Genomic DNA, 12,737 nt, shown 5'->3' on the forward strand with positions numbered 1-12,737 from the left:
GCAGCCGTCCCGCAGCTACAGGGCGCGCCCCACCGGAACGCCGCACGCCGCAGCGCTGCCACGGCCCCGCCGGAGCCGCGCTTTCGCCGCAACGGGCGGCTGCACCGCGCAGCGCACGCCCTGAATTCCCATGACAGCCGCAGCGGGGGGACGCCGCGTCCCCCCGCCTTCAAAGGAGCATGCATGACCCGTCCCCGCGTAGTGATCACCGGCGTTGGCGGCGTTACGCCCCTCGCCAATGATATGGAAAGCACCTGGAAAAAGCTGCTCGCCGGCGAGTCGGGCATTGCGCCCATCACCCTTTTTGACGCTTCGGCCTACGATGCCCGCATTGCCGGCGAAGTAAAAAACTTTGTGCCCGAAGACCACATCCCCATGAAGCAGGCCCGGCGCATGGACCGCTTCACCCAGTTTGCGGTGGTTTCAGCCCAGATGCTCCTTAAAGACGCGGACTTTGCCGTTACCGAGGCCAACGCCTACGATACGGGCGTCATCCTGGGCATCGGCCTGGGCGGTCTGCACACGCTGGAGACCTACCACGCCAAGCTGCTGCAGTCCGGGCCCAACAAAATTTCGCCCTTCATGATCCCCATGCTCATTTCCAATATGGGCCCGGGGCAGATTTCTATTTTCACCGGGGCCAAGGGGCCCAACATCGTCACCACCACGGCCTGCGCCTCGGCCATCCACGCGCTGGGCACCTCTTTTGACGCCATCCGCCTGGGGCGGGTCACGGCGGTTATTTCCGGCGGGGTGGAGGCCACGGTCACGCCCCTGGGCGTGGCGGGCTTTACGGCCCTCAAGGCCCTTTCCACCCAGTTCAACGACGAGCCAGCCCGCGCCTCCCGGCCCTTTGACGCCAGGCGCGACGGCTTTGTCATCGGCGAGGGCGCGGGGCTGCTGCTCCTGGAATCGCTGGAGTCCGCCCAGGCCCGCGGGGCTAAAATCTACGCGGAAATGGTGGGCTACGGCGCTTCCGGCGACGCCTACCACATGACCGCCCCCTGTGAGGACGGCATGGGCATGGCCCGGGCCATGCAAAACGCCCTCAAAGACGCGGGCATCCCGCCCGATGCCGTGGAGCACATCAACGCCCACGCCACCTCCACCATGCTCAACGACAAAACCGAAACCCGCGCCATCAAGCTGGTCTTCGGCGCGCACGCGCCCAAGCTCAAAATTTCCGCCACCAAATCCATGACCGGGCACCTGCTGGGCGCGGCGGGCGGCATTGAATCCGTATTCACGGCCCTGGCCCTGCGCGACGGGGTGCTTCCCGGCACCATCAACTTGGAAAACCCCGACCCGGAATGCGATCTGGACTACCTGGCGGGCGGCTCCGAGCGCCGGGCCTGCGGCTACGCCATGTGCAACTCTTTCGGCTTCGGCGGCACCAACGCCAGCGTCATTTTCAAAAAATGGGAAGGCTAGGGCCCCGCGCCCTTTGAACATGCGGCCGGACGCTCCGGCCGCCGCCAAACACAAGGAAGCGCTCATGGACGAAATCCTGCTCCAAGACCCGGAACTGGCCCAGGCCATTATTCTGGAGTCCAACCGTCAGGTCAGCAAACTGGAACTCATCGCCTCGGAAAACTTTGTCTCCCCTGCCGTGCGCCAGGCCCAGGGCAGCGTGCTGACCCACAAGTACGCCGAAGGCTACCCCGGCAAGCGCTACTACGGCGGCTGCGAATATGTGGACATGGCCGAAACCCTGGCCCTGGACCGCGCCAAAAAACTTTTTGACTGCCAGTACGCCAACGTGCAGCCGCACTCCGGCTCCCAGGCCAACATGGCCGCCTATCTGGCCTTCATGAAGCCCGGCGACACCATTCTGGGCATGAATCTTTCCCACGGCGGGCATTTGACCCACGGCAGCCCCGTAAACTTCTCCGGCCGCCTCTTCCATGTGGTTTCCTACGGCGTGGAGCGCGAAACAGGCCGCATCGACTACGACCAGGTGGCCGCCCTGGCCCGCGAGCACAAGCCGCAGGCCATTGTGGCGGGCGCCAGCGCCTACCCCCGGGCCATAGACTTTGCGCGCTTCCGCCAGATCGCCGACGAGGTGGGTGCCACCCTGGTGGTGGATATGGCCCACATTGCCGGTCTGGTGGCCGCAGGTCTGCACCAGAGCCCCCTGCCCTACGCCCAGATCACCACCACCACCACGCACAAAACCCTGCGCGGCCCGCGCGGCGGCATGATCCTTTCCGGCGCAGACATGGGCAAAGCCCTCAACAGCCAGATTTTCCCCGGCATCCAGGGCGGCCCGCTCATGCACGTCATCGCGGCCAAGGCCGTGGCCTTTGGCGAGGCCCTGCGCCCGGCCTTCAAAAAATACCAGCTTCAGGTCATCCAGAACGCCGCAACCCTGGCCGGCTGCCTCACGGAAGCGGGCTACAACCTGGTTTCCGGCGGCACGGACAACCACCTCATGCTGGTGGACCTGACCAATAAGGATATTACCGGCAAAGACGCCGAACAGGCTCTGGACAAGGCGGGCATTACGGTGAACAAAAACACCGTGCCCTTTGAAACCCGCTCGCCCTTTGTGACCTCGGGCGTGCGCCTGGGCTCGGCGGCCCTGACCACCCGCGGCATGAAGGAAGACGACATGCGCCTGGTGGGCGGCTTCATTGTGGAAGCCCTGGAAAAACGCAACGAACCCGCCGCACTGGAAAACATCCGCACGCGGGTGGAGGAATTTGCCCGGGCCTTCCCGTTGTTCGCCTGGTAAGCCCGCCGCACAGCCTGACGGCGACCCGGCGGCGTAGCCTCGCAGCCGGGCCGCCCTTGCATTGCGCCCGCGCGCGGCGGCATCCTGGCCGGTTTTTTCCGGCCGCAATCCTTGCAGGGGTTCTTATGCCACGCATGCCCTGGCCCGAATACTTCATGAACATCACCTACCTGGTGAGCGGGCGCTCCACCTGCCTGCGCCGCCGGGTGGGCGCGGTGCTGGTGAAGGACAAGCGCATTCTGGCCACGGGCTACAACGGCGCTCCGGCCGGGGTGCCCCACTGCCTGGAAGTGGGCTGCCTGCGCGAGCAGCTGGGCATCCCCTCCGGGCAGCGGCACGAAATCTGCCGCGGCCTGCACGCGGAGCAGAACGTCATCATCCAGGCCGCGGTGCACGGCATCAATATCCGCGGCGCGGAACTCTACTGCACCACGCACCCCTGCGTGCTGTGCAGCAAAATGCTCATCAACTGCGGCGTTCGGCATATCCTCTATGCGGAGGACTACCCCGACAACCTGGCCGCGCAGATGCTGCGCGAGGCCGGGGTTCTTGTGGAACAGCTGCCCTTCGTCCCCCCCGTGGTCAGCGCCCAAACCGGAGAAGACCCAGATGTCTGAACTGGATTACGCCCCCTTCATGCGCGAGGCCATAGCCCTGGCCGAGCGGGGCCGCTGGAAAGCCTGCCCCAACCCCACTGTGGGGGCCGTGCTGGTGCGCGAAGGCCGGGTGGCGGCCCGGGGCTGGCACCACGCCGCAGGCGAGGACCATGCCGAAGTGGCCTGCATTAAGGACGCCCGCGCCCACGGCGTGGACCCGGCGGACTGCACCCTGGTGGTCACCCTGGAGCCTTGCTGCCACCAGGGCAAAACCCCGCCCTGCACCACGGCCGTGCGCGAGGCCGGCATCAAAAAACTGGTGGTGGGCCTGAGCGACCCCAACCCCGTGGCTTGCGGCGGCGCGTGCCGCCTGCGCGAAGCCGGGCTGGAAGTGGTGGAAGGCGTGTGCGCGCAGGAATGCCGCGACCTGGTGGCGGATTTTCTGGTCTGGCAGACTAGGCGGCGGCCCTACGTCATCCTCAAGATGGCCGCCACCCTGGACGGCCGCATTGCCACCCGCAAGGGGCAATCCCAGTGGATCAGCTCCGAGCCCTCCCGGCAGGAGGTGCAGCGCCTGCGCGCGGGGCTGGGCCAGTGCGGGGGGGCGGTGCTTATCGGCGGCGGCACCTTCAGGACGGACAATCCACGCCTTACCGTACACGGCGCCGAGGGCCAGGCCCCGCAACCTCTGGCCTGCGTGCTGACCTCGCGCCTGCCCCAGCCTGATGCGGACTTTTATCTGCTTAAGGAACGGCCGGGGCAGACCATTTTTATGGCCTCGCCGGCGGCGGCGGCCTCCACCACGGCCAAGGCCCTGCGGGAAAAAGGCTGCCGCGTGCTGGCCCTGGGGCCGCGCACGCAGGGCGGCGGGCCGGACTTTGCCGGGCTGCTGCGCCTGGTGTGGGAAGATCTGCACTGCCCCTATGTGCTTTGCGAGGGCGGCGGGCACCTGGCCCTGAGCCTGCTGGAAGCCGGGCTGGTGGACGACTTCCGCCTGCACCTGGCCCCCATAATCCTGGGCGACGCGGACGCCCATCCCCTGTTTTCCGGCCGCGCGCCCCTGAGCCTGGACGAGGCCCTGCGCCTGCGCGTGAGCCGCACGGACATCTGCGGCGGGGACGTGCACATCCGCCTGCAGCCCCTGGACACGCTGCTGCCCTGAGCGGAAGACCGGCAGACGAGCGGAACGCCCCGCCCTTTCCCCAGCGGAGCTTGCCCCGCCCGCGGCCGGGCGCGAAAGAAGTTTTCGCAGGCATGGAGCCTGGGGGCACACAAAAACACCATTATCTCCTCAGGAATACAACCATGTTCACGGGTCTGGTGCAAGGCGAAGGCGAGGTGGCGGCACTGCGCCGTGCAGGCGCAGAGTGCCGTCTGCGCCTGCGGCCCTTGTTCGCCCTGCCGCAGCTTGTGGCGGGCGAATCCATTGCGGTCAACGGGGCCTGCCTTTCGGTAGAAACGTTTACGGACGAAACCTTCACGGCCTACGCCTCGGCGGAGACCCTGGCCCGCACCACCCTGGGCGCGCTGCGGACGGGCGAGCGGGTCAATCTGGAGCGGGCCCTGGCCCTGGGCGATCGCCTGGGCGGCCACCTGGTGAGCGGGCATGTGGACGGCATCGCCACAGTGCTGGAAGTGCGCGCCGTGGGGCAGTCCCTGCGCTGCCGCCTGCGCTTTCCGCCGGAGTTCGCGCCGGAAGTCATCCCCAAGGGGTCCGTAGCCCTTGACGGCATCAGTTTAACGGTCAATGATTGCGGTTCGGATTTCCTTGAGGTCAACGTTATCCCCGATACCCGCGAGCGCACGAGTATGCGCCTCTGGCGGCCCGGCACGCGGGTGAATATGGAAACGGACCTCATCGGCAAATATGTGCGGCGCGTGCTCTGCATGCCCGCCGCGGCTTCCGCCCCCCCGGACGCGGACGCCACGGCGGACGGCGCGGGCGTGACCCGCGAGCTGCTGCTGCGCAACGGCTTTATCTGATTTTTGCGCGCCCCTGCCCTGCGCCGGGGCGCATCCCCTGAAGCAAGTACGGGAGTGACCATGACAGTACACACCATCGCCGGGCAGCTGGACGCCAAGGGCCTGAAAGTGGCCATGGTGGCCGCGCGCTTCAACGACTTTATCGTGGACCGGCTCATCAGCGGCGCGCTGGACTACCTGGAGCGCCACGGCGCAAACCGGGAGGACATCACCCTGGTACGCGTGCCTGGGGCCTTTGAGATGCCCCTGGTCTGCCAGAAGCTGGCCCAGAGCGGCCGCTACAACGGCGTGCTGGCCCTGGGCGCGGTCATCCGTGGCGGCACCCCGCACTTTGACTACGTCTGCGCCGAAGCCACCAAGGGCATTGCCCAGGCCATGCTCCAGGCGGGCACACCCATCGGTTTCGGCCTGCTGACCTGCGACAGTATTGAACAGGCCATTGAGCGCGCCGGGGCCAAGGCGGGCAACAAGGGGGCGGAAGCCGCCGCCGCCATGCTGGAAACTGTCCGCGTGCTGGAGCAGCTGTAGCCCATGGCCAAAGGTAAAAACGCCACCCGCCACGGCGAGCGGGCCCAGGCCTTTCAGGTGCTCTACGGCCTCTCTTTCAGCCCGGCCGCCAGCGCCGCGGAGCTGCGCCGCCAGTTCCGCCGCTCGCCCGACGCCGCCCCGGAAGCCCCGGCCGAGGACGCCGCAACGGCGGACGCGCCCTCAGGCTTCGCCTGGGAGCTGGTGGAGGGCGTCTGGCGGGAGCAGGAGCGCCTGGATGCAGCCATTGCCCGCCACGCCCGCAACTGGCGGCTGGACCGCATGGGGCGGGTGGAACTGACCCTGCTGCGGCTGGCAGTTTATGAGATGCTCTTCCGCCCCGACGTGCCGCCCAAGGTGGCCATCAACGAGGCCCTGGAGCTGAGCCGGGAATACGGCGCGGATACCGCCAAAAACTTTATCAACGGCATTCTGGACGCCGTGGCCAAGACCCTGGAAAGCCCTTCCGGGGAAGCCCCTTCGCCCGCCCCGTCCGTCTGACCTTCTGTGGTACGCCCATGACGCACGAACGCTATAATCCGCAAGCAATTGAAGAGAAATGGCAGGCCCGCTGGCAGGCGGAAAACGCCTTTGCCTGCAGCGACGCAAGCGACAAGCCCAAGTACTATGTTCTGGAAATGTTCCCCTACCCTTCGGGCAACATCCACATGGGCCATGTGCGCAACTACGCCATCGGCGACGTAGTGGCGCGCAGCCGCCGCATGCAGGGCTACAACGTGCTGCACCCCATGGGCTGGGACGCCTTCGGCCTGCCGGCGGAAAACGCGGCCATCAAGCACCACACCCACCCCGCCGCCTGGACCTACGACAACATCGCCAATATGCGCGCCCAGCTCAAGCGCCTGGGCTATTCCTACGACTGGGCGCGGGAAATCGCCACCTGCCGGCCGGAATACTACCGCTGGGAGCAAACGTTCTTTCTGCGCCTGCTGGAAAAGGGCCTGGTCTACCGCAAAAAGGCCCCGCAGAACTGGTGCCCCTCCTGCCACACGGTGCTGGCCAACGAGCAGGTTATCGACGGCCTGTGCTGGCGCTGCGACAGCCGCGTGGTCCAGAAGGATCTGACCCAGTGGTTCCTCAAAATCACGGCTTACGGCGATGAGCTGCTGGAAAACCTGCAGAAGCTGGAGGGCGGCTGGCCGGAACGCGTGCTGGCCATGCAGCGCAACTGGATAGGCAAATCCACGGGCGCGGCCGTTGCCTTTGCCCTGGAAAAACCCGTGGAAGGCGCGGCCAGTCTGGAGGTTTTCACCACCAGGCCGGACACGCTCTTCGGCGTGACCTTCATGACCCTGGCCCCGGAGCACCCCCTGGTGGAAAAGCTCATCGCCGGGCAGCCGCAGGCCGACCAAGTGCGCGCTTTTGTGGAGCGCATCCGCAATATGGACCGACTGGACCGACAGTCCGAAACTCTGGAGAAGGAAGGCGTCTTCACCGGGGCCTATGCCCTGCACCCCTTTACCGGTGCGCGCGTGCCCCTGTGGCTGGGCAACTTTGTGCTGGCGGACTACGGCACCGGCGCGGTCATGGGCGTGCCCGCCCACGACCAGCGCGACTTTGAATTTGCCCGCAAATACGGCCTGCCCGTCAAGGTGGTCATCTGCCCCAAAGGGGAGGATCTGCAGGCCGAAGGCCTCTGCGAGGCCTTCACCGGCGAAGGCGTTATGACGGCCTCCGGCCCCTTTGACGGCCTGCCCAATGTGGAAGGCAAGGCCGCCGTGGCCGCCGCCCTGGAAAAGGAAGGCAAAGGCCGCGCCACCACCCAGTTCCGCCTGCGGGACTGGAACATCTCGCGCCAGCGCTATTGGGGCGCGCCCATCCCGGTGGTTTACTGCGAGCAGTGCGGCGTGGTGCCGGAAAAGGAAGAAAACCTGCCTGTGCTCCTGCCCATGGACGTAAAAATCCGCGAGGACGGCCGCTCCCCCTTGCCGGAGACCCCGGCCTTCGCCCAGTGCCGCTGCCCACGCTGCGGCGGCCCGGCCCGGCGGGAAACCGACACCATGGACACCTTTGTGGAGTCCTCCTGGTATTTCGCCCGCTACACCAGCGCCCGCAATACGGCAGCCCCCTTTGACCCCGCCGCGCTCAGCTATTGGCTGCCCGTGGACCAGTACATCGGCGGCGTGGAACACGCCATTTTGCACCTGCTCTATTCCCGCTTTTTCACTAAGGTTTTGCGCGACCTGGGCTTTTTCCCTGCCGGGTTGGACGAACCCTTTGCCAAGCTGCTCACCCAGGGCATGGTGCTGAAAGATGGCGGCAAGATGTCCAAATCCAAGGGCAACGTGGTGGCCCCTTCGGAGATGATCGCCAAATACGGCGCGGACACGGTGCGGCTGTTCTGCCTGTTTGCCGCCCCGGCGGAACGGGATTTCGACTGGTCCGATTCGGGCATTGAAGGGGCCTCGCGCTTTATCGGGCGGGTCTGGCGGCTGTTTATGGAGGAGCGGGAACGCCTTCTGCCCCTCAAGGCCTGCGAGGCCACGGCCCGGGACGCGCAAACCCAGGAGACCCGCGATCTGCGCCGCCGCGAACACCTTACGGTCAAAAAAGCCGGGGAGGACATGGGCGAACGCTTCCAGTGCAATACGGCCATTGCCGCCGTTATGGAGCTGGTCAACGCCATGTACCTGGCCCGCGAAAAAATGGGCCGCAGCGAAGGCGAGCGGCGGGTTTTCTCTTCCGCCATGGCCACAGTGCTGACCCTGCTCGCGCCCATCACCCCCCACGTCTGCGAAGAGCTGTGGGAGCGCCTGGGCCACGCCGACGCCCTGGCGGGCCAGGCCTGGCCCCAGTGGGACGCGGCAGCCACGGCCCAGGACATGGTTACCGTGGCCCTGCAGGTCAACGGCAAACTGCGCGGCACCGTACAGGCCCCGGCCGGCGCGGACAAAGCGGCCCTGGAGCAGGCCGCCCTGGCGGACCCCGCCGTGCAGCGCCATACGGCCGGCCTCACCATACGCAAGGTAGTGGTGGTGCCGGGCAAGCTGGTCAATATCGTGGCCAACTAGGACCTTTCAAAGTTGAAATGCCCTGGCGGCTGCGTGGGCAGACGCCCGCTATGGAGGCGTAAGCGCAATTTATTTGCGCTGTTAAGCGCCGAAACGAGCGTGCCGCAAACTTTGAGGCCGCATATCCTCAAAGGCTGCAAAACACGCCCGCTCCGGCCTTATGGCGACACCACTGCGCCCGCGCCTCTGCAGCGGGCGTCAGCGCGCCTTTTGCAACAGCACAGCCCCGGCCTTGGCCGGGGCTTTTTTACGGCCGCATGCCGAGGTAACACGATTTAATAAATTTTATTACAAGTAAACTGCAATGAAATTCATCAGACAAACAATCTGTGAAAATTTTCCTGCCCATTGACGCGGTGCAGCCGTTGCGCTACTCCATTTGGTACTCATATGCACCAATTTTTATAAGGAGGATGCGTGTTACAGGTTGTGAGAAGGTCTGGATTAGGTGAATGTTTTCACAACTACTAGGGTAATGGGGCAACTATCATGAGCTTACTTGTCTTTTGTTGCGTTGTGCTGCCCTTTATTGTGGCCATTGCGCTTTATTTCACACAAAGCGACGGCTGTCGCAAACTTCTTGTGCCTGCAGCCGTGACGGTCATGGCGCTTGCCGCCGTCATCCTGGGGGCCAACGGGGCGTTTCGCCTGGAGGCCGAAACCCTGTTCGGCATTCCGCTGGACACGCTCTTCAGCGTTCTTGACCTGTTGCTGCTGCTCTACATTCTGGGCATCGGCTGGAAGCTGGGCAGCCGGCTGGTCATGGGCATGACCGTGCTGCAGCTGGCAGGCCTGCTCTACCTCAAATTTGCGCTGCCGGAAGGGGAAGCGCCCATCGTGGCCTTTGCCCCTGACGGCCTCTCCCTCATCATGGTCATCATCATTTCTGTGGTGGGCGGCCTTATTACCATTTACGGTCTCGGCTACATGGACGTGCATGAAGAGCACCTGCACCTGCGCGTCTCGCGCAAGCCGCGCTTCTTCGCCATTATTTTCTGCTTCCTGGGGGCCATGAACGGCCTGGTGCTCTGCAACAACCTCGCCTGGATGTTTTTCTTCTGGGAGGTGACCACCCTCTGCTCCTTCCTGCTTATCGGGCACGATCAGACCGAAGAAGCCAAAACCAACGCCTACCGCGCCCTGTGGATGAACGTGCTGGGCGGCCTGGCCTTTGTCTCGGCCATGCTCTTCATTCAGAAAAGCCTGGGCACCCTTTCCACGGAGCTGGTGCTGCAGAAGATGACCGCCATGGACGTGAAAAGCACGGCCATGCTGCTGCCCTTTGCCTTCTTCTGCGTAGCTGCCTTTACCAAATCCGCCCAGGTGCCTTTTGAAAGCTGGCTCTGCGGGGCCATGGTGGCGCCCACGCCGGTCTCCGCCCTGCTCCACTCGGCCACCATGGTCAAGGCGGGCACCTACCTTCTGCTGCGCATGGCCCCGGCCTTTGCCGACACCACCATGTCCACCATTGTGGCGCTGTTTGGCGCATTCACCTTTGTGGCCACCTGCATCCTGGCCGTAAGCCAAAGCAACGCCAAAAAAATTCTGGCCTATTCCACCATCGCCAATCTGGGCCTGATCATCGCCTGTGTGGGCATCAACACCGCGGCCTCCATGATGGCGGCCACCACCATCATCATCTACCACTCCGTTTCCAAGGGCCTGCTCTTCATGTGCGTGGGCACCATTGAGCAGCGCATCGGCTCGCGCGATATTGAAGACATGCGCGGCCTGTACGGCAGGATGCCGCGCACGGCCGTCATCACGGTCATCGGCATCTTTACCATGATGCTGCCGCCTTTTGGCATGCTCATCGGCAAGTGGATGGCCATTGAAGCCATTGCCCGCGCCACCCAGGCCATGACGCCCATCGTCTTCTTTGTGGCCCTGGGCTCGGCCTTCACCGTGCTCTTCTGGGCGCGCTGGGCCGGCGTCATCGTTTCTTCGGCCAACCTGCACGAGCGCGCGCAGCCCGGCGATACCCGGCCCTCCATCATGTTCGCCCTGCGGGTGCTCTGCGGGCTGGCGCTTATTTTCTCCTTCATTGCGCCGCTGGTGCTCAAGACCTTTGTGGAGCCCTCCGTGGCCGGCGTCTATGCCCGCTTTAACCTGCACGGCGAGGGCTTTATCCCCGGCGCTTCCCTTACGGGCGCGGCGGGCTTCGGCTGGATCTACCTGCTCTTCATCCTGCTGGCCGCAGGCGCGTGGCTGGCCTGGCGCGCAGCCCGCAAAGTGCCGGACAAGGCCCATGCCGAGCCCTACTTCTCCGGCCTGATGCAGCGGAAGGACGGCCAGGTGGGCTTCAAGGGCCCCATGAACGTCTTTGAGCCGGTACGGGTGGCTAACTTCTACCTTTCCCAGTACTTCGGCGAAGGCGCCATCACCAGGGGCATAGACATCATTTCCACGGCGTTTCTGATCGTTCTCATAGGAGGTCTGCTCTGATGCTTTCCATCCTCGGCGCTCTCGGCGGCCTGCTTTTGTCGCCCCTGGCGGGCGGATTGCTTACCGGTGTGGACAGACGCCTCACGGCGCGCATGCAGTCGCGCGTGGGGCCGCCCCTGTTGCAGCCCTTCTACGACATCCTCAAACTTGTGGGCAAGGAGGCCAAGGTCACCAACGCCTGGCTGGTCTTCTGCGCCTACATCACGCTCATTGCCTCGGCGCTGGCCCTGTTCATCTTCTTTATGGGCGGCGACCTGCTGCTGCTTTTCTTCGTGCTTTCGGTGGGCGCGGTCTTTCAGGTGGTAGGTGCCATCTGCGTGCCCTCGCCCTACAGCAACGTGGGCGCGCAGCGCGAGCTGCTGCTTATGCTGGCCTATGAGCCCATCCTCATCCTGGTCTTTGTGGGCTTTGCCATGTGCACGGGCTCCTTCTCCCTGGCGGACGTTTTCAGCCTCAAGGAACCCCTGCTGCTCAAGATGCCCCTGCTCTTCCTGGCCCTGGGCTACGCCCTGACCATCAAGCTGCGCAAATCGCCCTTCGACATCGCGGCCAGCCACCACGGCCATCAGGAGCTGGTGCGCGGCGTGCAGACTGAATACTCCGGGCCCTTCCTGGCGGTCATTGAGGTGGCCCACTGGCTGGACCTGGTGCTCATCCTGGGGCTGTGCGCCATGTTCTGGCACACCAGCGTGGTGGGCATGGCCATTCTGGTGGCCGCATCCCTGTTTACGGAAATCGTCATCGACAACATCACGGCCCGGCTTACCTGGCAGTGGATGGTGCAGAAAAAGTCCCTGCTGCTGGGCATGGGGCTGGCCCTGGTAAACCTTTTGTGGCTGTACGTTGCGTAAGGAGGCGGGAAAATGGGATTTGTCGATAAAATGATCAAGCGGAGCCGGCTTAAGTCTCCGTGGATCGTGCATTTTGACTGCGGTTCCTGCAACGGCTGCGATATTGAGGTTCTGGCCTGCCTCACGCCGCTCTACGATGTGGAGCGCTTCGGCGTGGTCAACACCGGCAACCCCAAGCACGCGGACGTGCTGCTGGTCACCGGCACGGTGAACCACCGTAACCGCCATGTGCTGCAGCAGATCTACGAGCAGATGCCCGAACCCAAGGCCGTGGTCTCCATCGGCGCGTGCAACCTTTCGGGCGGCGTGTTTAAGGATACGTACAACGTGCTCAACGGCGCGCACACCGTCATCCCCGTGGACGTCTTTGTGCCCGGCTGCCCGCCCAAGCCCGAAGCCATTATCGACGGCGTGGTGCAGGCCCTGGGCGTGCTCCAGGCCAAAATGGGCATGGGCCCCACCCCGGAGCCCACCCGCATGCCCGGCGATGAGGATAATGCCCCGCCCGCGCCCGCGGAAGCGGCCGCCCCCAAGGCCGAAGACCAGCCACTGCAAAACGCGGGCTAAGGCC

General features: G+C 64.8%; 11 protein-coding genes. All 11 read left to right on the top strand.

Annotated elements, in window-relative coordinates; all coding sequences use genetic code 11:
• The first annotated feature begins 183 nt into the window (after positions 1 to 183).
• The 11 genes from fabF to BLS55_RS07730 all read left to right on the top strand — a co-directional run bounded on the left by fabF (position 184) and on the right by BLS55_RS07730 (position 12,733).
• Positions 184 to 1,431, top strand: a complete 1,248-nt coding sequence (gene fabF, locus BLS55_RS07680; RefSeq protein ID WP_092154002.1) for a beta-ketoacyl-ACP synthase II — start codon at positions 184 to 186, stop codon at positions 1,429 to 1,431.
• A gap of 64 nt (positions 1,432 to 1,495) precedes the next feature.
• The gene (glyA, locus tag BLS55_RS07685; protein ID WP_092154148.1) at positions 1,496 to 2,734 is read left to right on the top strand and encodes a serine hydroxymethyltransferase; all 1,239 of its coding nucleotides are present in this window, start codon (positions 1,496 to 1,498) and stop codon (positions 2,732 to 2,734) included.
• A 125-nt stretch (positions 2,735 to 2,859) separates the two neighbouring features.
• Positions 2,860 to 3,351, top strand: coding sequence for a deoxycytidylate deaminase (locus tag BLS55_RS07690; protein WP_092154004.1), 492 nt, complete (start codon positions 2,860 to 2,862; stop codon positions 3,349 to 3,351).
• On the top strand, positions 3,344 to 4,492 hold the full coding sequence (ribD, locus tag BLS55_RS07695) for a bifunctional diaminohydroxyphosphoribosylaminopyrimidine deaminase/5-amino-6-(5-phosphoribosylamino)uracil reductase RibD (RefSeq protein WP_092154006.1): 1,149 nt from the start codon (positions 3,344 to 3,346) through the stop codon (positions 4,490 to 4,492). The genes BLS55_RS07690 and ribD overlap by 8 nt, the downstream gene beginning before the upstream one ends.
• Before the next feature lie 143 nt (positions 4,493 to 4,635).
• A complete protein-coding gene (locus BLS55_RS07700; protein WP_092154007.1) occupies positions 4,636 to 5,313 on the top strand; it encodes a riboflavin synthase in 678 nt (225 codons plus the stop codon).
• Positions 5,314 to 5,373: 60 nt separating this feature from the next.
• Positions 5,374 to 5,841, top strand: coding sequence for a 6,7-dimethyl-8-ribityllumazine synthase (ribH, locus tag BLS55_RS07705; RefSeq protein WP_092154009.1), 468 nt, complete (start codon positions 5,374 to 5,376; stop codon positions 5,839 to 5,841).
• A 3-nt stretch (positions 5,842 to 5,844) separates the two neighbouring features.
• Positions 5,845 to 6,339 (top strand): transcription antitermination factor NusB, encoded by a 495-nt coding sequence (gene nusB, locus BLS55_RS07710; protein ID WP_092154011.1) that lies wholly within the window; start codon positions 5,845 to 5,847, stop codon positions 6,337 to 6,339.
• A 17-nt stretch (positions 6,340 to 6,356) separates the two neighbouring features.
• Positions 6,357 to 8,870: a leucine--tRNA ligase gene (leuS, locus tag BLS55_RS07715; protein WP_092154013.1), complete on the top strand. Its 2,514-nt coding sequence runs from the start codon at positions 6,357 to 6,359 to the stop codon at positions 8,868 to 8,870.
• 489 nt (positions 8,871 to 9,359) lie between these two features.
• Positions 9,360 to 11,315 carry an NADH-quinone oxidoreductase subunit 5 family protein gene (locus tag BLS55_RS07720; protein WP_092154016.1) on the top strand — a complete coding sequence of 652 codons (1,956 nt, stop codon included), beginning with the start codon at positions 9,360 to 9,362 and terminating at the stop codon, positions 11,313 to 11,315.
• A complete protein-coding gene (locus BLS55_RS07725) occupies positions 11,315 to 12,166 on the top strand; it encodes an NADH-quinone oxidoreductase subunit H (protein WP_092154018.1) in 852 nt (283 codons plus the stop codon). The genes BLS55_RS07720 and BLS55_RS07725 overlap by 1 nt, the downstream gene beginning before the upstream one ends.
• A gap of 12 nt (positions 12,167 to 12,178) precedes the next feature.
• Complete coding sequence (locus BLS55_RS07730) at positions 12,179 to 12,733, top strand: NADH-quinone oxidoreductase subunit B family protein (RefSeq protein WP_092154020.1); 555 nt, start codon at positions 12,179 to 12,181, stop codon at positions 12,731 to 12,733.
• Positions 12,734 to 12,737 lie beyond the last annotated feature (4 nt).

It is taken from the genome of Desulfovibrio legallii (assembly GCF_900102485.1).
GTDB classification, from domain to species: Bacteria; Desulfobacterota; Desulfovibrionia; order Desulfovibrionales; family Desulfovibrionaceae; genus Desulfovibrio; species Desulfovibrio legallii_A.

Excerpts from the sequence above, each read along its gene's own strand:
- glyA (WP_092154148.1), top strand. The coding sequence starts at position 1,496 with ATGGACGAAATCCTGCTCCAAGACCCGGAACTGGCCCAGGCCATTATT.
- BLS55_RS07690 (WP_092154004.1), top strand. The coding sequence starts at position 2,860 with ATGCCACGCATGCCCTGGCCCGAATACTTCATGAACATCACCTACCTG.
- BLS55_RS07720 (WP_092154016.1), top strand. The coding sequence starts at position 9,360 with ATGAGCTTACTTGTCTTTTGTTGCGTTGTGCTGCCCTTTATTGTGGCC.
- BLS55_RS07725 (WP_092154018.1), top strand. The coding sequence starts at position 11,315 with ATGCTTTCCATCCTCGGCGCTCTCGGCGGCCTGCTTTTGTCGCCCCTG.
- fabF (WP_092154002.1), top strand. The coding sequence starts at position 184 with ATGACCCGTCCCCGCGTAGTGATCACCGGCGTTGGCGGCGTTACGCCC.
- BLS55_RS07730 (WP_092154020.1), top strand. The coding sequence starts at position 12,179 with ATGGGATTTGTCGATAAAATGATCAAGCGGAGCCGGCTTAAGTCTCCG.
- leuS (WP_092154013.1), top strand. The coding sequence starts at position 6,357 with ATGACGCACGAACGCTATAATCCGCAAGCAATTGAAGAGAAATGGCAG.
- ribH (WP_092154009.1), top strand. The coding sequence starts at position 5,374 with ATGACAGTACACACCATCGCCGGGCAGCTGGACGCCAAGGGCCTGAAA.
- nusB (WP_092154011.1), top strand. The coding sequence starts at position 5,845 with ATGGCCAAAGGTAAAAACGCCACCCGCCACGGCGAGCGGGCCCAGGCC.
- BLS55_RS07700 (WP_092154007.1), top strand. The coding sequence starts at position 4,636 with ATGTTCACGGGTCTGGTGCAAGGCGAAGGCGAGGTGGCGGCACTGCGC.
- ribD (WP_092154006.1), top strand. The coding sequence starts at position 3,344 with ATGTCTGAACTGGATTACGCCCCCTTCATGCGCGAGGCCATAGCCCTG.